At 45.6% G+C, this 18,046-nt stretch carries 16 protein-coding genes and 1 pseudogene; 8 read left to right on the top strand and 9 right to left on the bottom strand.

The window, feature by feature from the left end; all coding sequences use genetic code 11:
• Positions 1-189: 189 nt before the first annotated feature.
• From QUA74_RS05780 to QUA74_RS05770, 3 genes are all read right to left on the bottom strand, one after another.
• The gene (locus tag QUA74_RS05780; RefSeq protein WP_333326010.1) at positions 190-951 is read right to left on the bottom strand and encodes a ChaB family protein; all 762 of its coding nucleotides are present in this window, start codon (positions 949-951) and stop codon (positions 190-192) included.
• Positions 952-1,126: 175 nt separating this feature from the next.
• Positions 1,127-1,498 (bottom strand): DUF5615 family PIN-like protein, encoded by a 372-nt coding sequence (locus QUA74_RS05775; RefSeq protein ID WP_333326008.1) that lies wholly within the window; start codon positions 1,496-1,498, stop codon positions 1,127-1,129.
• Positions 1,495-1,788 carry a DUF433 domain-containing protein gene (locus tag QUA74_RS05770; protein ID WP_333239823.1) on the bottom strand — a complete coding sequence of 98 codons (294 nt, stop codon included), beginning with the start codon at positions 1,786-1,788 and terminating at the stop codon, positions 1,495-1,497. The genes QUA74_RS05775 and QUA74_RS05770 overlap by 4 nt, the downstream gene beginning before the upstream one ends.
• A 79-nt stretch (positions 1,789-1,867) precedes the next feature.
• Between QUA74_RS05770 and QUA74_RS05765 the strand changes: the two genes are divergently transcribed.
• The 4 genes from QUA74_RS05765 to QUA74_RS05750 all read left to right on the top strand — a co-directional run bounded on the left by QUA74_RS05765 (position 1,868) and on the right by QUA74_RS05750 (position 6,041).
• Positions 1,868-2,557 carry a polysaccharide deacetylase family protein gene (locus QUA74_RS05765; RefSeq protein ID WP_333326005.1) on the top strand — a complete coding sequence of 230 codons (690 nt, stop codon included), beginning with the start codon at positions 1,868-1,870 and terminating at the stop codon, positions 2,555-2,557.
• Between the two features lie 4 nt (positions 2,558-2,561).
• On the top strand, positions 2,562-3,548 hold the full coding sequence (locus QUA74_RS05760; protein ID WP_333326003.1) for a DUF6263 family protein: 987 nt from the start codon (positions 2,562-2,564) through the stop codon (positions 3,546-3,548).
• A gap of 166 nt (positions 3,549-3,714) precedes the next feature.
• A complete protein-coding gene (locus QUA74_RS05755; protein WP_333326001.1) occupies positions 3,715-5,196 on the top strand; it encodes an S-layer homology domain-containing protein in 1,482 nt (493 codons plus the stop codon).
• Between the two features lie 170 nt (positions 5,197-5,366).
• Positions 5,367-6,041 (top strand): acetoacetate decarboxylase family protein, encoded by a 675-nt coding sequence (locus QUA74_RS05750; RefSeq protein WP_333325999.1) that lies wholly within the window; start codon positions 5,367-5,369, stop codon positions 6,039-6,041.
• A 224-nt stretch (positions 6,042-6,265) separates the two neighbouring features.
• Here the strand turns inward: QUA74_RS05750 and QUA74_RS05745 are convergent, their stop codons facing one another.
• On the bottom strand, positions 6,266-6,745 hold the full coding sequence (locus QUA74_RS05745) for an orange carotenoid protein N-terminal domain-containing protein (RefSeq protein WP_333325997.1): 480 nt from the start codon (positions 6,743-6,745) through the stop codon (positions 6,266-6,268).
• 288 nt (positions 6,746-7,033) lie between these two features.
• Between QUA74_RS05745 and QUA74_RS05740 the strand changes: the two genes are divergently transcribed.
• Positions 7,034-7,621 (top strand): Uma2 family endonuclease, encoded by a 588-nt coding sequence (locus QUA74_RS05740; protein ID WP_333325995.1) that lies wholly within the window; start codon positions 7,034-7,036, stop codon positions 7,619-7,621.
• Positions 7,622-7,707: 86 nt separating this feature from the next.
• On the opposite strand, the gene QUA74_RS05735 is transcribed toward QUA74_RS05740, so the two are convergent.
• The 4 genes from QUA74_RS05735 to QUA74_RS05720 form a co-directional block, all read right to left on the bottom strand.
• Entirely contained in the window at positions 7,708-10,839 is a 3,132-nt protein-coding gene (locus QUA74_RS05735) for an MFS transporter (protein WP_333325993.1), read from the bottom strand.
• A 373-nt stretch (positions 10,840-11,212) separates the two neighbouring features.
• A complete protein-coding gene (locus QUA74_RS05730; RefSeq protein WP_445251610.1) occupies positions 11,213-11,470 on the bottom strand; it encodes a hypothetical protein in 258 nt (85 codons plus the stop codon).
• A gap of 84 nt (positions 11,471-11,554) precedes the next feature.
• Complete coding sequence (locus QUA74_RS05725; protein WP_333325991.1) at positions 11,555-12,487, bottom strand: hypothetical protein; 933 nt, start codon at positions 12,485-12,487, stop codon at positions 11,555-11,557.
• Positions 12,488-12,638: 151 nt separating this feature from the next.
• Positions 12,639-12,944 (bottom strand): hypothetical protein, encoded by a 306-nt coding sequence (locus QUA74_RS05720; protein WP_333325989.1) that lies wholly within the window; start codon positions 12,942-12,944, stop codon positions 12,639-12,641.
• 85 nt (positions 12,945-13,029) lie between these two features.
• Here QUA74_RS05720 and proS point away from each other — a divergent pair, with 85 nt between their 5' ends.
• From proS to QUA74_RS05705, 3 genes and pseudogenes are all read left to right on the top strand, one after another.
• Entirely contained in the window at positions 13,030-14,835 is a 1,806-nt protein-coding gene (proS, locus tag QUA74_RS05715) for a proline--tRNA ligase (protein WP_333325987.1), read from the top strand.
• A 209-nt stretch (positions 14,836-15,044) separates the two neighbouring features.
• Positions 15,045-15,386 (top strand): annotated as a pseudogene (locus QUA74_RS05710) (adenylate/guanylate cyclase domain-containing protein); the annotation flags it as partial.
• A gap of 153 nt (positions 15,387-15,539) precedes the next feature.
• Positions 15,540-17,606 carry an adenylate/guanylate cyclase domain-containing protein gene (locus tag QUA74_RS05705; RefSeq protein WP_333325985.1) on the top strand — a complete coding sequence of 689 codons (2,067 nt, stop codon included), beginning with the start codon at positions 15,540-15,542 and terminating at the stop codon, positions 17,604-17,606.
• 78 nt (positions 17,607-17,684) lie between these two features.
• Here QUA74_RS05705 and rpmB read toward each other — a convergent pair whose 3' ends face one another.
• The gene (rpmB, locus tag QUA74_RS05700) at positions 17,685-17,921 is read right to left on the bottom strand and encodes a 50S ribosomal protein L28 (protein WP_242724808.1); all 237 of its coding nucleotides are present in this window, start codon (positions 17,919-17,921) and stop codon (positions 17,685-17,687) included.
• Positions 17,922-18,046: the final 125 nt, after the last annotated feature.

Here is an 18,046-nt window from a genome sequence, read left to right as displayed (position 1 = left end):
AGTTTTTGAGCAATAACTTGCCTGCGGTTGAGAGGCAGCTACTTTTAGGTGCGATCGTTTTTTAGTCTAAACTCCAGTTAATTAAGTCTTGCACAAATCTCAAATCAAAAATCGTCAAAGCCTCCAGAACCGCAGTTCGAGAGGCGGGATTTTATTTTTTATTAGTTTACTGCGATTGGAAGACTAGACTTAGGCTAAAGGCTTACCCCAAACGCCGTTTTCATCTTCTTCGTATTGCTGGTGAATGGCGTCCCAAGCGGTGTGTTCCGCTTGTATCGAGTCGTTGCTTTCATCAAATGTGGCGTTGTAGGATTCCATAAAGGTTTTTTGAGCAGCTTCCGATAGGTGCGATCGCGCTTCTGGAGACAAGTCTGCCGGACTATTGCAGCGACCTTTGACGGCGCGCGGCAGCGTCATTTCGCTAACTGAAACTTCTTGGCCACCTGCACTTTCTAGCAAGAGTTGAAATTCGCCCGAACGGTCGGCGGCGACTTCTGCCATCACGAGAAATTCGCCTGCTTCAACGCGGGTTTGATAGATAGTTGCTTTGTCTTCCGGCATTCCCAAAGTGACTAAAGCGGAAACTAGACCCGCACCGGCCGAACCTGCGATCGCGCCGCTAGCTGCACCCAACAGTGCAGCACCCAGCGGGCCCGCCGAGACTACTGTACCGACAAAGGGAATAACCAGCAGGCCGACACCTGTTAGCAAAGCCAAAAAAGAACCGAATAAGGAACCAAAAATCGCCCCGCTTCGCAGACCGCCTAATATCACATCTTTTTTAGTAATAAAGCCGGCAATTTTAGTTTTAGATTGAAAGTTTTTTCCCATCACTGAGATGTGGTCACGGGAAACTCCGCGATCGAGCAACCGCCGAATTACGCCGTCTAATTGTTCTTCTTCCTTAAATACGGCTGAAACTGTTCGTTCGGCTAAATATTCCTCGGTCATTGTTCCTCCTTGATGGTTTGTCGATTAGTTATGCTGGTTTTCAGTATAGGAAGACACTGTAGGGCGATCGCATCGACCGCGAGATAGAGCTCTATCGACTGTGGCTAGATTTAGTCTATATCAAAGGAGTTAAACCATTAAGTATTCGGCACTCACTCAAGTTTATTTCATATTTTTATTCATCTCTTATATAAGTTCCAAGATACTCCAGTTGGTCGATCATTTCCTCTGCTGACTTAGCAGCAATCAAATTCAAAAGTGCCCGCAACTGTGCGCCCACCGAGTACCGCTGCTGTTGTGCAAGAATGATTCCAGTATGACTTCTCTCTTCGGCAATACAGATATTGTGTAAACGGCTGAAATCTCTCCTATTAAAACTGTAAACGACTCGCCCTTGCTGGGTTGCCCAAATGAGCTGTTCTTCATCGGAAAAACTCAGCCTGTTAGCCTCCGAGGTTGTTATCACATCTACACCCGAATTTCGCAGAGCTAAGATTAGAGCTTGTTCCTGAATATCCTCATCAAGATATAAACGAATCTTACTCACGATAGCTTACCTGCCATAGAGTCTGCTTCCAAGCGCTCCCACTCAGCATTTTCTGCTGCTATTTCCGCGTCAATTTGCTTTTTGTTCGCATAATAGTAAGCTAAGGCTGCATAAACCTGTGCTAAATTCAAGTGCGTTCTCTTTTGAACAATTACTTCAGGAGTCCATCCCGCATTAAAATCAATAGCAATGTTCTCTACCGTAATTCTAGTTCCTGCAATTCGTGGGCGGCCGCCGCAAGTTCCGGGCGTGCGGACAATTAGCGTTCCTATATCAACGGCAGTTGTCATATTTACCTCGATTGAGTTAACTTTATTCTATTGTAACGCAGCTTCATTTCTACCCGATCGCATTTATCAAGGTTAATCAATGCCATTAGCACCCCTGTTTCCTGTCGTTCATCCCATTCTCAAATCGGCTTTTCCCGGATGTCTGTGGACGGGAGATATCAACAGCCGAGAAATTGCCCTCACATTTGACGACGGGCCGCACCGTCAGCACACACCTCAACTGTTAAAAATCTTAGATAAATACGACATCAAAGCTAGTTTTTTCTGGCTAGGTTTTTGCGTGGACAGGCATCCAGAAACGGCTAAAGAAGTGTACGATCGCGGACACTGGATCGGTCTCCACGGCTATCAGCATATATCGTTTCCCAAACTAAAAACCCACGAACTCAAACAAAGTTTAGAAGACACGCAGAAAGCAATTGCCAAAGCTTGCGATTTAGACCCACAATTAATCCTAGACGTGCGGCCACCCAACGGCATTTTTACGCCGCGAACATTAGAGTTATTGCAACAGTGGGAATATCGCCCTGTAATGTGGAGTGTCGTCCCGGAAGATTGGGTGCGACCGGGGGTGAGGAAAGTTATTAGTCGCATCGTGCAGCAAACAGAAAACGGATCAATTATTGTACTGCACGACGGCTATTGCGGCGGTGAAGATGTTGCAGCTTCTGCGGATAAAATAATTCCACTGCTTTTGTATAAAGGTTACAAATTTGTGACAGTCGATCGACTGTGGGAACAGGCAAACATTCAAATAACAGGAAATTAAGTTAATGAAAAAAAGACAGTTTATTGCATCTCTTTGTTTGGTAAGTGCCGGATGGGCGATCGAGCTTTCTCCTGCTTCCCTCAGTGCTGAAACTCCACTTGTAGTTCAGCAGCCAGCCCCTGGCGTATCCGCGCCTGTCCGCAACTCCAAAACCCCGCAAGTGGAACTGCTAAATCCGGGAGTGGAACCCCGACAGCAACTGCGTTTGAAACCAGCTATTAATGTCAAACAAACAACTGTGATGACCGTAAAAATGGATATGGACATATCCGCATCCGGTCAGTCTTCGGCTGCAGCTAAAATTCCAGTATCGGTGATGACTTTCGAGACCAAAGTCACTAAAATCGATCCCAATGGCGATATTTACTACGAGTTTGCTTACACTAATGCAGATATCGTCGGTGATACTGGAAATACCCAGCCCGCCGCCCTAAATGCCATGCGTTCTGCACTCAAAAACATGGTGGGAGTGAAAGGCTCTTTCATCATGGACAATCGCGGTTTTCATAAAGGAGGTGACATTATTTTGCCCGAAGGAGCTGACAACAACGTCAAACAAATGGTTCGACAAATGTCTAAATCTCTAGAGCAACTTGCCTCGCCTCTGCCTGCCGAAGCCGTCGGAAAAGGAGCCAAATGGCGCGTTTCTTCTTCCTCTAATTTCAGTGGCATTAATGTGAATGACATTGCTACGTATGAATTGGCTAGCTGGCAAGATGGAGTTGCGTCTCTGAATGTAAGTATAGAGCAGCAAGCAAACCCCCAAAATATTACCTCTCCCCAACTGCCTCCGGGAGCTACCTTAACCCTAAAATCTTTTGCTTCTCAGGGTCGGGGAGCAGCCACAATGCGCTTGGATAGATTAATTCCTTTTCGCTCTACTGTATCTATTAGTTCAAATAGCGAAATGAGTGCTAAAAATGCTGGCAGTTCTCAAGAATCAACAATCAAAACAAAAATGGCGATGGAGATGACTTTAGAGTCGAAGTAAGCTTTATTATAGGAACTCTAAAAATTAGGGACACGGCACTGCCGTGTCCTTGGTCGTCGGTAAATTTTTAATAAATGGTATTAAATCTGGTAAAGGTAGCTGATATTATATAAACAAAGTTTCCGAAAGTTTCGATCGCCAATTTGTAAGTAGAGGAGGCTGTTATATGGTTCGATCGCACAAACGTCAAGCTGTCATCGCTTCACTGGTAGCCCTGGGGATAATCATCGGGAATTTAGTGTTTCCGGGTCTGAATGTAGCGCCGGCATTTGCTCAAGCCAAATTTAAGGATGTTAACGACCATTGGGCGCAAGCTTGCATTGAGGAGTTAGCAGAAAAAAAAATCATCAGTGGCTACTACGAAGACGGCACTTTTCGCCCGAATCGCCCAGTCAGCCGCGCTGAGTTTGCGGCGATGGTTCGCATGGCTTTTCCAGATGCGAAAACCGTCCGAGCTCCGATCGACTTTGCAGATATTCCTACAAATTACTGGGGTTTTAAAGCAATTCGAGAAGCTTATCAGACGGGTTTTATGTCTGGATACAGTGGCAGTATCTTTAACCCGACTTTGAATATTACCCGCTGGCAGGCTTTGGTAGCTTTAACCAGTGGCTTGAAATATACACCTACGGGGTCGGCGGCTGAGATTTTGGATGCGACTTTTGAGGATGCGCCGCAAATTCCAGAACTGGCAAGAAATGCGATCGCCGCCGCCGCAGAAAAACAACTTGTTGTCAATTATCCCGCCGTCAAACAGCTAGAACCTACACGCAATGCTACTCGCGCCGAAGTAGCAACTTTTTTCTGTCAAGCGATCGCCAAACCCGGCCAAACTGCCTTAGTTCCTGCCGAATATATCGCCCAAGTTCCGGCGAATGTCGGCCCGCCGAGAACAACAGAAATCTCGGAAGCGGGGAAAGTTCGGGCGGAAGTTTCTTTCGTAAAAGAAGCAGAAAATGCTAAAAATCTCCGCATCAGAATTATCCGCGACGGTAAAACTTTATTAGAAGAACCAGTGCTGATTCCGACTCGTTCTCTCGTAGATAATCCCGATCAAAGAGCTCGCGAAGAAATATCAGAAGGGCGTTTTTTATCGCTGCGAATCCGTGATTTGGACGGCGACAAGGAACCGGAAGTGCTAGCAGACTTAGTGTCAATCAAAAGCGGCGTCCGCTGCTGCAATTATTCGTTTATTTACCGCTACGACTCAGGGGCTAACAAATACAGTCACATCAAGCATTTTTGGGGTAATGTGAGTTACGAAATAGTGGATTTTGGCAAAAATGATATCCCAGAGTTTAAGAGCCAGGACGGCAGATTTTCCGAGGCTTTTACAAATTACGCTGATTCTCGCTTTCCGCTGCAAATTTGGCAGTACCGCCAAGGTAAAATGCAAGATGTTAGCAAACAGTATCCGGTGGAAGTATACACGAATTCTGCTGAGCTTTGGCTCGAATCTAACAAGCGTTTGAGTGACAATGTGGAGGTGAAAGGGGTTTTGGCCGCCTTCATGGCGAACAAGTATGTCATGGGCCAGGAGGCGGAAGGTTGGCAGTTGTTGGAGAGAGTTTATCTAGGGCGCGATCGCACTGAATTCTTTGGGAAGTTGCGGGAGTTTTTGGTAAGTACGGGTTATGCGAGTAAGTAGAGTTGCAGGTTTTTAACCGCAGATGAACGCGGATTAACGCGGATCGTAGGGGTGGGTGTTACGAATAACATCTAATTCCCACTAATAATATTACTAAACCCGCCCCCAAACAAGTTTTTTAGGCTTTAAGCTAAAATAAGTATAAAAGCTCAAGCTTAAAATAACTGAAAATGGTATATCCACCTGCACCTTGGAATCTGCAAGGTTATGCTGTTCAGACTTTACAATTGGTAGATGTGGCACGAGTGCGCCCCTTGGTTCCCTCTGAGTTAGAAATTGTCTCTTTATTGCCAGGAAAAACCCTAGGGGGCATTTATATATCCTCCTACGGGTTGGGTTCGGTGATGGAGTACAATGAGTTAATTGTAGTTAGCGCGATCGCCAATTATGCAGGAAAATGGGGCGCTTGGATTTCCCATATTTACGTAGACAACCCTAACTCGGTAGCCGGCGGGCGCGAAATTTGGGGACTTCCTAAAGAATTAGCTCAATTTAGTTGGGAAGGCAGCGATTCGGTAAAGGCAGCACCGCTAGGCTACCGCGTCACAGTTCACCAAGAAAACCGTCAACTGTGCTGTCTTAATTACAGTAAGCAAACTTTAGCCTTACCCGTGCCTTTTAGCGGAAATGTTTTCAGCGCTTACCGCAGCAATTTTCTGTTGTTTAAAGGAGGATTAGAGTCTCGCATCGGTTGGATTAAAGGCGAATTAGAAGTGGCAGAAGAAAGTCCTTTTGCCAGTTTAAACTTAGGTCAGCCCTTGCTAACCGTTGCCTGCGAAGATATGCGTTTAACAGTCGGTGCGCCGGAAGTTGTGGGAAATAGAGCCGTTGAATTCAGTTATTAGCTGTAAAGTGCGGATCTTCGCCGTAAACCTAAAAAAACACAACAGCCAGAAACCCGATTCTTGAAGAAGCCGGGTTTCTGGCGCGGCGTATTAGTTTGAGTTGCTTACTAATCTTTTTGAGGACTTACGCATCAAACGGCTAAAAACCCGGTTTCTTCTTAGATGCCTCGTTGCTGCACCCAATATTCTCCTAGAAACCGGGTTTTTTTTCGTAAGCCTTATTTTTAAATGCCAGCCCCCGGAGCGGCTTCAGCACCCATTTCTAAAACTGTACCGCGAAGGAAATCAATTTGCTGCTGAAAGTCCATCGCCTGAACCTTTCCTAATAAAGCTTTTCCTGCTTCGGGAAGTTCATAGTCGGGAGGCATAGGAATAATAGTTCCTTCGTCCATTCCTACTGCTAGAAAATACCAAAAAGCCAGCTTGGTTTCAGGACTCATCGAGCCGTACATCCGGCTGATTTCTGTATTGGCTTTTGAGGCAATGTCGCGCATTACTTGTAGTTGTGCTTCGTGGGGCAGCGGTTTGACTTGCTCGAACAAACCCTGAGCGATTTCCGAACCAGAAGCACCGGGAGCCGCTGGCGTTATTGACTTGCCGATTTCGGTGTAAATAAACCACAGTACACCTAATTGGTCGTCTACACTCAAGCTCTGAATATCTGCTTTTCCTTGGTCGTAAGCACCGGCAGTAGTAAATGTCATTCAAGCCTCCAAAATAATATGTATTGCTCAGTTTTCTTATTGGTGAGAAAACTTTTGTTTGTTACTTAAGTTAAAGTACCTAATAAATAGTGATGCTAGAATCTTGCTTAAGACAGATATGATCCCCAACATAACTTCGGGGAGTAAATTAACCAAAATAGGGAATATTTGCAACCAAAGGATGAGGCAAATTTGACAAAATTGTTGTTAGCCGTACTCATGATTAGCATTGTTGAGCCGATCGACGATCGCCTATAATCACAACAGACCTGTATTTAGGTGGCTGTTATGTCGATCGCAACTGCAAAACGCTTCACCATAGCGGAATATCATCGCCTGACAGAACTGGGGTTCTTTGGTGAGGACGATCGAGTTGAGTTAATCCAGGGAGAACTTGTGAAAATGGCAGCTAAAGGTACCGCTCACGAAACCTGTCTGAGAAGATTATTGCGGGAATTAAGCGCCATAGTAGCAGAGCGGGCAACTTTACAGTGTCAATCTCCCATCGTTTTACCGACAAACAGCGAACCTGAACCTGATTTTTCGCTCGTACAAAATCGCCCTGACGACTATCTATCCTCTCACCCCTGTCCAGGGGATATACTGTTGCTGATTGAGATTGCAGATTCTTCTTTGACTTACGACAAACAGGTTAAGCTCCCCCTTTATGCTGAAACCGGAATCTCTAACTATTGGATATTTAATTTATCACAAACTTGCTTGGAATGTTACAGCGAGCCGTATCAGAATGCCCCTGACCAATTTGGTTATCGCAGGACGCTGATTTTTCTGCCCAACGAGTCTGTTAATCTGCCTTATTTTCACGACTTGGCGCTCGATTTATCGAGAGGGTTTCCGCCAACTATAGAATCCTGAAGGACTCTGATATTATTCCAAAGAAAATAGGCTGGCAAACAGCCAGCCTAGAATCAGGAGAACTTTATTTCAAACTCGTTGAAAATCTAGCTAAACAAACCCGAAATACCACCGACTGCTATTGCTCCAGCCAAAGCAGAAACAACCACAGAAGTTAGAGCGGTACCGAACAGCCACCAAGCAGCAGTTGCTGCCGCTTCGCGCGCATCTTCTGCTTGCTGCTTGGTCTTTTTCTTGAGCTCTTTGATGCGTTTTTTGGCTTCTGTTTGTAAGCGTTCCGAGCGCAATAAAACGCTATCCCGGGCTCCTTCCATTTGGTCAACAATTCGGTGAGCGTCAGTCTCGGAAATATCGGAACGAGAACTCAGCAGGGCAACTAAAGTACCGCGATCGAACTCACCTAAACGCTCTTTAATCGCGTCAAATCCGGCCTGCGGGTCGTCAAACACTTTGCGGAAGTCCCGCTTGATGCCTTCGTAGTTGAGTTCGGGTCGATCGAGCGAATTGAGGTAATCCCGAATTTTCCCGAAAATACCATCCATTGCTGACTGAAACTTGTCCTGAACCATTTGAACTTGTTCGACAATTTGGTTGCGGACAGATTCAATTTGGTCGGCAATTTTGTTGGCTTCCTCTTCCGAGATGTCTTCCCGCTGCGACAGCAGCGCTACCAGCGTATCCCGGTCAAAATGCTTCACGCGATCGCCCAAACTTTGCATCCCCGCTCCTGGCTCACTAAACAGCAACTGCAAATCGCGTTTGATGCCTTCAGGATTGAGTGCTTCCTTGTCCGTATTTCGCAAGTAATTTTCCAAACTTCCTTGGAAATCCCGGACTGTTTTTTGAGCGCGAGAAGCTAAGCGGCGGGGCGATTTCACGATGCTGCGAATCGAATCTTGCACGCGATCGATCGTCCGATTGATCTGTTCTTCGCTCAAATCTTCCCGCTGCGACAGCAACTGAACTAAAGTTTCGCGATCGACCTGAGAAAGTCTATCCCGAAGTGCCAAAGCACCCTCTTTCGGATTTTCAAACAATTTGGTCAAATCCCGATTGATGCCTTCTGGATCGAGTTCTTCCAGGTTAGTATTCCGCAGGTACTCGCCTATTTTTGCAGTAACTTCTTCGTACTGCTCCTTAGCTTTATCTGCAACTATTTGCGGGGCGTGGATAATGTTGTCGCGCACCGATTCGATCCGGTCGATCGCCTGATTGATCTGTTCTTCGCTGAGGTCTTGGCGCTGTGACAGCAACTGCACCAGCGTATCGCGGTCGAATTGAGACAAGCGTTCTCTCAGCGATTTAAATCCGGCTTCCGGGTCGCTTAAAAGCGTTTGAAACTCGCGCTCGATCGCTTCAGGATTGAGTTCTTCCTTATTAGTATTGCGGAGATAGTCTTCTACTTTTTGCCGCAATTCTTGCGCTTTCGATTTCGCTTGCTCTTGCAATTCTTGAGCTTGAGAAATCACACGATCGCGCGAACTCTCCAGTCGGCCTATTAACTGATCGGCTTCCTCGGGGCTGAAATCCTCCCGCTGACCGAGCAACTGCACCAAAGTATCGCGGTTAAACTGTGAGAGGCGATCGCGCAAAGCCTCAAAACCAGCATCCCGATCTTCCAAAAGCGCTTGGAAATCCCGCTCGATACCTTCAGGATTCAGCTCATCTTTGCCGGTCGATCGCAAATAATTCTCAATCCGGCTGCGTAAATCTTGAGACTGTTCATCACCAGCAGCAGCTTGCACAATTTCCAACACTTCTTGGCGGACACCTTCAAGCTGTTCGGCAATTTCTGCCGCCTGTTCCGGAGCAAACCCCTCACGGCGGCCCAGAACCCCTACAAAATAATCGGGATTAAACAGCTCTAACTGTCGCAAAACCGCCCCCGGAGAAGCTTCCGGGTCGTAAATAACATCCCTAAATTCCTGCTTGATTGTCTCGCGGTTGAGATGCCAAGGTTGGGCATTCATCAAGTAATTTTCCACATCAGCCTTAGCTGTATTGAAAGGCAGCGCAGGCACTTTATCGCCCACCTGAGAAGCCAAAGATTTAGCTTGTTCCGTCCCTTTTGCTGTCAGTTGCTGCAACTGACCCGATATTTTTTCAACATCCAAATCCGACAAATCCGTCCGCGACAAAACAGTGCCGATAAGAGCTTCTACACCCAACTGCATCGCTCGCTTCATGCCGCTGCTGGATTCCGATTTGTTTTCCCTACTTTCCAGAATTTGAGACAGCTTGGCGTTGAGTTCGTCAGACTTCAGCAAATCGGGAGCTGCAGACTTGAGAAAATCAACCAACTCCAAATTCGGGTCTTTCTGCTCTTGCTGCTTGCCGAATGTCTGCTTCCAAACGCCTTCGAGTTGGTCGGCAACTTGAGTTATTTCCTCTTGAGAAAAGTCTGTCCGACTCTTAATTAAATCCACAAAAGTCTGGCGGTTAACATTCTTCAGAACGTCGCTTCCCGCAAGAGATTTGATATCTGCATCGCCCAGCAACTTTTCAAATTGACCGCGAATTTCTTTAACATCTAGTTTCGGTAACTGCAAAGCACCCACATAATCTTGCAGTGTTTCGCGAATGCTATCGGGGTCTACCGCCGAACTCAATTCGCGGCGGACAGCGGCAACAGATGCCTCTACAGTATTGACCATTTGGTCGCTAGCCATCTTCCCGCCGATCGCTGCACCAGCAGTACCCATGACGCCTTGAACGCCTGAAAAAGCAGTTTTTATCAAGGAACCGATCATAGAACCGACGGCGCTAGAACCGAGCCATACAAGGGTTAAAAAGTACGCTGCCCAGATAACCACACCAATAATTGCCGCTCCATCTACGCTGGCAATTGAAGTTAGTTTGACGGCCAGAAAACAAGCCAAAAATAAAGCTAGGTTAACTGTGACTAAAATCCAACCTCCGACTAAACCTTCGATTTTCCGAACTTTACTGCCTAAACTTTCGGACTCATCATCATCGTCGTCGTCGGGTAAAGCCTCGTCCCAATTTGAGATTTTGGCGGCGATCGAGAAATTTGTTAACAGGAATTGGAAGCCGAAAGCCATGATGACTCCGGCGATTAATGCCACGAAAAACTGAGGGCTTAAAAACATCAGCCCTCCGATATCGGGGTGGTCAAATGGCACATCTATTTCTACTGGCATTTGGGCAATATTGAATTTGGGACTGTACAGCGACATTAATAACTCGCTTTCAAACATAATTTACCTCCTAAAGTTGTATGCCTGCCTAACTCGGCATAGCGAAAACTATCCCCAACTTTTTTTTAGGGGATTGTGTAAGCTTTAGATGATGGTTTGTTTGCGTCAGGCTTTATCTTATGGAAGCCCTTATTAGTGAAATTGGGATGAGCAGTAAATCAGTTTTCTAGTGATTTCATCCTTACTCCTTATTATGGCTGTGGAAGATAAAAAATAAATCCGTCTAAAGTCAGAAATTAGTTTATATGCGACTGGTAGCAGCAGAGCTCGCATAAAAGCAGCAAGTGGGAGGCAGGGGGCGATCGCCACCCATTATCAATAGTAGTAAACTGCCCGGTGGTGTACCCTACATATTGTAGAGTGCGCTACTGAGTTAGGATTTCGTTGGATTTTCAGGCTCAAAACGAGCTAGTAATTCCGGGCGATCGAGCTGCATAATCATTCGCGCGATCTCGATGGGTTCTAGTTGAATCAAAGGCTCGATTAGTTGGGATAATTCTTCATCAATCTCGCCAAAATACACTTGTAACATACTCTCAACTATCTGGCGTTTACTTTGCTGAATACCTTGCTGAATACCTTGCTGAGTCGCATCTTCAAGCCGTTGCAAGTAGAGAGGTGACAGTTCCATAATTAACTCCAGATCTTCTCGATATATAATAAATAGTAAAGTGATATTTAGCGCCCCCTACATATCGTAGAGCGCGCTGCTGAGTTAGGATTCCGGTTGGTTTTTGGACGCATCGAAACGAGCTAGTAATTCAGAGCGATCGAGCTGCATAATCAGTCGCGTGCGATCGAGGGATTCTAGTTGAATCAAAGGCTCGATTATTTGGGCTAATTCTTCATCAATCTCACTAAATTTTACTTGGAGCAGATTCTCAACCATCAGGCGTTGAGCGCGCTGCATACCTTGCTGCATACCTTGCTGGATACCGCGCTGAGTTGCATCTTCCAATCGTTGCAAGTAGAGGGGTGACAGTTCCATAATTAACTCCCGATCTTCTCGATCTATGTCTTGGCGGACTTCTAATATCGTTCGCAAGTTGTACAACAATTCTAGCGCATTCAACCGAAACACATTATCAGAGGGTAATTCTCTCAATTCGGCAACCGCTTGCTTCTGCACGTTTCCCTTGCCCAAAACTCTCAGCCACAGCGTTTCTGGAGTCCGGGGGAGTTGGTGAATGGCAATAATCGCTGCTTTCAGAGACGCACCCATAAAATAAACTCCACTTACCCAATTTTCTGGTTCGGGAATCGCTCGAAATCCAGCTAATATCGTGTCGGAAACAGTCGGCGACAGTATCCAAAGGTGGGGCAAGTCTGCCTCTGCAATCCGGGTATTTTCTCTAACTGCGGCGCGTTCAAATTCGCCGTGGATATCGAAGAGTTTGCCCAGACAACTGCGAATTTCTCCGATTTGGACTGGGCTGCGGAAGGGTTCAAATACAGCGGGTTTTGCTGCGATTTGACCCAAAATGCCGAGGGCTGTTGCTTCGACTTCCGGTTCCGGTTTCGGGGCAAATAAAACGTCAACCTGCCTCACTTCTCCAGCAACATCCCGGCTGGTTTCTACATTACCCAGAGGGGTTAATAGTTCTTTTAAATACTGTTTAGCAAATTGGTCGTGGATGAATCTGGTCATGCGATTTTAGATTTGAGATTTTAGATTGGAAATTAGTTACTGGATATGGGTTGGGCGCTTGCCTAAAGTTGCATTTATTTTTGAATCCGGTCATTAGAATGTAATTGCGCGTCATTCAACAAACCTGATATCGGGTGCGCCACAGCCTAGGCTACGAATTTTTGGCACAGCATTTACCCTCACAGTTGCGAATGCTGCGAATGCAGCCGTACTCCTCGAAACGTTGACTGTGTTTGCGAACAGTAGGATAGGCGAGTAAATATAAGGGAATTCCGATTAGTTTGTAAAGCAATCGACCAGCAGCATGAACAATATCCCAAATTTCGCTTAAATTAGGTTCTCGAACAAATTCTCCTATTTCATCTTTTAAGGCAAGCCACTGAGATTGCACAGTAGGAGAGTGACAATCATCAAAGACTGCCATACCTTTTTCATAGTTTTGCCAAATTTTATTCATATATTTAATCAAATCGGGCTTAGTTCTGATAATATCAGAACTTGATCTAAAATTACACTCATCCGGTATTTTAAGGAAATCAGCCATGCGACTCTCTCAAATGCTTTTTGTCACCCTGCGCGAAGACCCGGCAGAAGCAGAAATTCCCAGCCACAAACTATTACTCCGTGCCGGATACATCCGGCGCATCGGTAGCGGAATTTACGCTTATCTACCTTTAATGTGGAGAGTTCTCAAAAAAGTATCTCAAATTGTGCGCGAAGAAATGGACGCTACCGGCGCTCAAGAATGTCTCCTCCCGCAATTGCAACCGGCCGATTTGTGGCGGGAATCCGGCCGCTGGGATACCTACACTCAAGCTGAAGGTATTATGTTTGCCATGACAGACAGGCAGCAGCGAGAATTGGGACTGGGCCCAACTCACGAAGAAGTAATTACTACAATTGCTAAAGATATGATTCGTTCCTATCGGCAATTGCCTTTACATCTTTATCAAATCCAAACTAAGTTTCGCGATGAAATTCGCCCGCGTTTTGGGTTAATGCGGGGTCGCGAATTCATTATGAAAGATGGCTATTCTTTCCACACTAACGAAGAAAGTTTGAAAAAAACTTATCAAGATATGGCTCAAGCTTATAGCAATATGCTGCGCCGATCGGGCTTGCAATTCCGAGCAGTAGATGCTGATTCTGGAGCAATTGGGGGTTCGGGTTCTCAAGAGTTTATGGTGTTGGCAGAAGCGGGAGAAGATGAAGTTCTTTATACTGAAGACGGTCAGTATGCAGCTAATGTGGAAAAGGCTGTATCGATGCCGGCTGATGTGGAACCATCGTCCTTTGCAACATTTGAAAAGAGGGAAACGCCGGGAACTGAAACAATTGATAAACTTTGCAAATTTTTGAAATGTTCTCCGACGCAAGTTGTCAAAAATGTGCTTTACCAAGCTGTTTACGACAATGGCATGACTGTTTTAGTATTGGTAAGCATTCGCGGCGACCAAGATGTGAATCAGGTAAAGTTGCTGAATGAGTTGACGAAGTTAGCGGGCAATTATCAAGCTAAAACTGTTTTATTTTTGACGGTTCCTGATGTGGAAGCTCAGCGGAAATGGGCTGCTAAATCTTTACCTCTCGGTTATATGGCTCCCGATGTTGCTGATGATTATATCGCTGGGAGTAAGGAGGTAAACTCTAAGTTTTTGCGTTTGGTCGATCGCACTGCTGTTGATCTGACCAACTTTGTCACTGGTTCAAACGAATCAGGATACCACGTTGTCGGGGCTAATTGGGATAAAGAATTTCCGCTACCAGCAACGGTTGTAGGCGTCAGAACAGCCAAAAAGGGCGATCGGGCAGTGCACAACCCTGAACAAACCTTGCAAAGCGCCAGAGGCATCGAAGTCGGCCACATCTTCCAATTGGGAACCAAATACTCCCAAGCAATGGGCGCCACCTACACTAGCGAACAAGGTGAAGAAATGCCCTTTGTTATGGGCTGCTACGGCGTCGGCGTGTCGCGGCTAGCTCAATCTGCCGTTGAACAATCCTACGACAAAGACGGGATAATTTGGCCAGTAGCGATCGCCCCGTATCACGCCATCATTAGCATCCCGAATATTTCCGACGCCCAACAAGTAGAAGTCGCCGAAAAACTCTATGCAGAACTCAACCAATCTGGGATTGAAACCCTACTAGATGACCGCGACGAACGAGCCGGAGTCAAATTCAAAGATGCTGATTTAATCGGCATTCCCTATCGCATTGTTCCGGGCCGTTCGCTGAAAGCAGGCAAAGTTGAAGTTGTGGAAAGAGCCACTCACAAATCCCATGAAATTCTCATTGAGGAAGTAAATTCTACTTTAAAACAGTGGATTGAAGCCGCCCTCAACTAAGGCTTTTTAATTGGTAAACTGCGGTGTACATCGCCCTACATTAGCGCCCTACTTATAGGGTAATGTGCGGTGTGCATCGCCCTACATTAGCCTCCTTATTTCTTCTTCCCTCTTCCTTCTTCCTTCCGCTGTGAACTTTAAAGACAAAATGTGAAATTCCCTAAAACTTAAAACTCGATATAAATCTGAAGCTAAATCAGTTTATTCCATTCCATGCAGTGGCGATCGCCCAAATGGCGCTCGATATGCAGCAGGCAATTATTGACTTCAGCAATACCCACAATCAAGATTTCACCATCAGACTCGGCATCAACAGTGGCCCGGTTGTCGCCGGAGTAATCGGTATTAAAAAATTTATTTACGATTTATGGGGAGACACCGTTAACACCGCTTCCCGCATGGAATCCCACGGCTTGCCGGGGTGCATTCAAGTCACGTCTGCAATTTATGATATATTGCACGATAAGTATGTATTTGAAAGTCCCGGCGCGCTCGAAGTTAAAAGCAAAGGCGAGATGAACACTTATTTTCTTACAGGCATCAAGTTATAGCAGTAAGGAAAAAAGCCCTTCAGCTTCGCTCAGGATAAAAAGAAGGAAGAAGCAAGAAGGAAGTAGCAATATAATAAGTCATGTTTCAGCCATTAAGAAGGTGCTAATATTCGGTCGCGGTTACTATAGTTAGTTAAAAATATAAAACTCAGTATGAACCCCAACAAAAATCAGTTTTGGCGATTTCCTCAATCTAGAAATTGGCAATACTTAGCCAAAGTAGCTGCCATTGCTTTTGCTTACGCTTTGGGAGCAAAAATAGCAGTTTCAATCCCCGGCGTAAATAAATTAGGTACGTGCGTCTGGCCACCTGCAGGAATTGCACAAGCTGCACTTTTATTGTTCGGGCGGCAGGTGTGGCCTGGAATAGCTTTAGGCGTATTATTTTACGAGACTATTAATCTTAATATTTCCATAATAAGTGCAACAATGAGTGCTTTTTGTGCTTGTTTACAAGCTTTGTGTGCATTTACTTTGTTGCAGAAACTAAAGTTTCGCCCGTCACTAAATCGGCTGATAGATGTAGTCAATTTAGTTTTCAGCGGTGCTGTAGTTGCCACTCAAATCAACTGCACTCTCGGCACGCTACGCATCTGTGTAACTGGTTTAATTGACTGGAGCGAATATTGGCCCACTCGATGGAATTGGTATCTCGGAGATACATTAGGAGTTTTAATTTTCACGCCCCTGCTGTTGATTATATACAACCACAAACCAGCGCCCCGCCCTTCACCAAATACAGCTTCTCCAACAATTGTAAATCGCCTCGGTGCCGGAATATGCCTGCTGTTGTTAGTAACAGTCAGTTGGCTAGTCTACAACTCAAAAAGTGAAAGTAATCTGTCCGGTTATCCCCTCGAATACTTGCCATTTCCCTTAGTAATTTGGGCAACCATTCAATTCGGCCAGCGCGGGGCTGTTATAGCATCTTTCATTGTATCCAGTATCGCCATTTGGGGCGGTTCTCAGGGAGGTGGCCCCTTTATTGCAAAAGGCGAAAATATACATCAGGCAATCTTATTTTTGCAGGCTTTTATGAGCGTAATTGTAGTTACATCGCTGCTGTTGGCTGCCACAGTAGCCGAACGCGCCTCAGCAGAGGATTCGCTGCGACAAAGCGAAATTAAGTATCGGGAATTAGTCGAGAATGCTAACAGCATTATTTTAAAACTAGATACGGAAGGAAATATTACTTTTTTTAACGAATTTGCACAGAATTTTTTTGGTTACGATGAAAAAGAGATAATTGGCAAAAACGCAGTTGGAACCATCATTCCCCAGAGAGATACAGCAGGAAATGACTTGGCAGCAAAGTTGAGAGATATTTTGCAAAACCCAGAACAATACACGCGAAATGAAAATGAGAGTATCCGGCGCAGCGGGGATCGGGTTTGGGTATCGTGGGCAAATAAACCGCTGTTTGACGCAGCAGGAAACTTCGTGGGAATGCTGGCAATAGGTACGGATATCACAGACCGCAGGCGGGCTGAAATGGCACTTTACAAGCTGAATGAAGAGTTAGAATTTAGAGTGGAAGAACGAACTCATGCTCTGAATAATACTTTAAATGCCCTGCAAATTCAACAGGAACAATCAGAACGCTTGTTGTTGAATATTTTGCCTGAAGAAATAGCAAATCGGTTGAAGCGAGGAGACAGTACGATCGCAGATACTTTTGCTGACGTTACTGTCTTGTTTGCGGACATAGTAGGCTTTACTCAATTGAGCTCGCGAGTTTCTCCAACGCAATTAGTAGCCTTTCTGAATGACATTTTTTCGACATTTGACAACCTAGCCGAAAGGCACGGTTTGGAAAAAATTAAGACGATTGGCGACGCTTACATGGTAGTTGGGGGGCTGCCCATTCCTCGCCCGGATCACGCCGAAGCGATCGCAGAAATGGCCCTCGATATGCAGCAGGCAATTACTGACTTCAGCAATATCCACAATCAAGATTTCAGCATCAGAATCGGCATCAACACTGGCCCGGTTGTTGCCGGAGTCATTGGGATTAAAAAATTTATTTACGATTTGTGGGGAGACACCGTTAACACCGCTTCCCGCATGGAATCTCACGGTAAGCCAGGGAGTATCCAGGTAACAGAAACAACTTATCAGGAATTGCGAGAAAAGTATTTCTTTGAAAACCGCGGCGCGATCGAAGTTAAAGGCAAAGGCCTGATGACTACTTATTTACTGGAATGCCGAAAATTGTTCTAGTAAAGGTTTTTCTCTAAAAGTAAGGGCGATCGCACTGTCAAATGTGCGATCGCCCTCATTTTAATTTAGCCAAGTTTTTTAAAGCTTGTACAGATTAATTCCAGCTTCCTTCGCCATTATTTCCAAACCCTTGTGTTCCAAGGTTTTAATTGCCTTTGTAGAAAGGTGCAATTTTACCCAGCGCTTCTCCTGCGGCCACCAAACCCGCTTCCACTGCAAATTTGCCTCTTGCAACTTGTGAGTGCGGTGGTGCGAGTGAGAAACCGCAAAACCGTTATTGGCCTTCTTCCCCGTTAGCTGACATTTCCGTGACATATTGCCCTCCAGATTACCGTTTTTTTGCGTGCAGCATTTCATTATACCCGAAGGAAGAAGGAAGAAGGAAGAAGGCTTGACTTATCCCTTTACCAATAGAAATAAACTCTTGCTCCCCCCTTAGC

It is taken from the genome of Microcoleus sp. LAD1_D3 (assembly GCF_036702135.1).
Classification (GTDB): Bacteria; Cyanobacteriota; Cyanobacteriia; order Cyanobacteriales; family Microcoleaceae; genus Microcoleus.
This window is presented reverse-complemented; position numbering and strand designations above follow the sequence as displayed.

Coding starts and splice junctions, on each gene's coding strand:
- QUA74_RS05750 (WP_333325999.1), top strand. CDS start 5,367: ATGGTATATCCACCTGCACCTTGGAATCTGCAAGGTTATGCTGTTCAG.
- QUA74_RS05735 (WP_333325993.1), bottom strand. CDS start 10,839: ATGTTTGAAAGCGAGTTATTAATGTCGCTGTACAGTCCCAAATTCAAT.
- QUA74_RS05720 (WP_333325989.1), bottom strand. CDS start 12,944: ATGAATAAAATTTGGCAAAACTATGAAAAAGGTATGGCAGTCTTTGAT.
- proS (WP_333325987.1), top strand. CDS start 13,030: ATGCGACTCTCTCAAATGCTTTTTGTCACCCTGCGCGAAGACCCGGCA.
- QUA74_RS05740 (WP_333325995.1), top strand. CDS start 7,034: ATGTCGATCGCAACTGCAAAACGCTTCACCATAGCGGAATATCATCGC.
- QUA74_RS05730 (WP_445251610.1), bottom strand. CDS start 11,470: ATGGAACTGTCACCTCTCTACTTGCAACGGCTTGAAGATGCGACTCAG.
- QUA74_RS05760 (WP_333326003.1), top strand. CDS start 2,562: ATGAAAAAAAGACAGTTTATTGCATCTCTTTGTTTGGTAAGTGCCGGA.
- QUA74_RS05780 (WP_333326010.1), bottom strand. CDS start 951: ATGACCGAGGAATATTTAGCCGAACGAACAGTTTCAGCCGTATTTAAG.
- QUA74_RS05755 (WP_333326001.1), top strand. CDS start 3,715: ATGGTTCGATCGCACAAACGTCAAGCTGTCATCGCTTCACTGGTAGCC.
- QUA74_RS05745 (WP_333325997.1), bottom strand. CDS start 6,745: ATGACATTTACTACTGCCGGTGCTTACGACCAAGGAAAAGCAGATATT.
- QUA74_RS05725 (WP_333325991.1), bottom strand. CDS start 12,487: ATGACCAGATTCATCCACGACCAATTTGCTAAACAGTATTTAAAAGAA.
- QUA74_RS05765 (WP_333326005.1), top strand. CDS start 1,868: ATGCCATTAGCACCCCTGTTTCCTGTCGTTCATCCCATTCTCAAATCG.
- rpmB (WP_242724808.1), bottom strand. CDS start 17,921: ATGTCACGGAAATGTCAGCTAACGGGGAAGAAGGCCAATAACGGTTTT.
- QUA74_RS05705 (WP_333325985.1), top strand. CDS start 15,540: ATGAACCCCAACAAAAATCAGTTTTGGCGATTTCCTCAATCTAGAAAT.
- QUA74_RS05770 (WP_333239823.1), bottom strand. CDS start 1,788: ATGACAACTGCCGTTGATATAGGAACGCTAATTGTCCGCACGCCCGGA.